Source organism: Laceyella tengchongensis (assembly GCF_900182735.1).
GTDB classification, from domain to species: Bacteria; Bacillota; Bacilli; order Thermoactinomycetales; family Thermoactinomycetaceae; genus Laceyella; species Laceyella tengchongensis.
The window spans coordinates 1-1,349 of record NZ_FXTU01000029.1; the positions used below are offsets into that span (position 1 = coordinate 1).

A 1,349-nucleotide genomic window follows, 5' to 3' on the forward strand; every position below is an offset into this window, starting at 1 on the left:
GAGATTATCTGGTATTAGCACCGGTTTCCCGGAGTTATCCCAGTCTTACGGGCAGGTTGCCCACGTGTTACTCACCCGTTCGCCGCTAGGGTCCGGAGACCCCCGCACGACTTGCATGTATTAGGCATGCCGCCAGCGTTCATCCTGAGCCAGGATCAAACTCTCCGTTAAAGGTCTCACACCGAAGTGTGAAATTTGAGTTTGAGTCTATACTCAATGAATTAACAGGTCACGTTGTCACTCTTTAGTTTTCAAGGAACGCTTTAATTTCTAGCGCCGCTCTCGCAGCGACGTATTTGATTCTATCATCTTCATTCGATCTTGTCAACAACTTTTTTTGTTGTTATTTATCGATCTTTAGAAGATGTTGTCGCGTTAGCAACGAAATTAACTATACAATGGTTTTTATCACTTGTCAACACCCATATTCACATTTTTAATCGCAGGCTATCGCTTTATGCAGGCAAAACGGACAACCCCTTAGGCTAAGGCATCGTCTCGCAGGTGTATGTCCAACGTTTCTCTCTTATGTCTCCATGCAACTCTGTCATTTTTTTCGCTTCCTTCAACCCCTCCGTTTGCCGCTGTATCTGTAGATGCCATTTCTTTGGGAGATGCCATCCAAATGGTTCTCTCCTCAAGCGAGCAGAAAATACGCTTAGAAATGTCAGCAGACGTAACTACGTCCCAACGAACAGTCGCTACGCCATGGCTGGAGGGTGACCATTTAATACGAGGGAAAAAATCAGGTAGCAACATCAGGCTCCATGGTACTGTCTATGAATACGATCAGCGGAATGAGCGGCAACAGACAGACAAATGCGACTGTCGAAAAATACAAGAATCTCTTGGGTGTGTCTGGCATATCAAGTTGTGTGGGGAAGAAGCGGCGGAAAAACCTTTTCTCGAGGAGCGCCGATGCACAAGTAAATGGTTTTGGAGCCGCTGATCTATTTATTAGACATGCTCTAACCATATGCAGTCGTAATGGTGTTATTAAACAAGCAATCCCACTAAGCATCATACAAGAAGTGGACACCAGAACATCTCCGGGCTCACCTCACCCATGTGGCATAAGAACCTTTCTGCTTCCTTGTCCTAAGCAAGAGTGAACTTGTTTTTGAACGGCACTGCCAATTGGTTGCTGGCTTACCTACCATATGAAACAACTTACCAACACAAAACAAAGCAAAAACCCCACTTCATTCTGAAGTGGGGGTTAGTAGCCTGGCAACGACCTACTCTCCCAGGGCTTAAGCCCAAGTACCATCGGCGCTGGAGGGCTTAACTTCCGTGTTCGGTATGGGAACGGGTGGGTCCCCTCCGCCATCATCACCAGACGTTATGTT

At 46.6% G+C, this 1,349-nt stretch carries 2 rRNA genes; both read right to left on the minus strand.

Features of this window, described 5'->3' with window-relative positions:
• Positions 1-171, minus strand: a 16S ribosomal RNA gene (locus tag QQZ12_RS16940); the annotation flags it as partial.
• Between the two features lie 1,054 nt (positions 172-1,225).
• Positions 1,226-1,340 (minus strand): 5S ribosomal RNA (rrf, locus tag QQZ12_RS16945).
• Positions 1,341-1,349 lie beyond the last annotated feature (9 nt).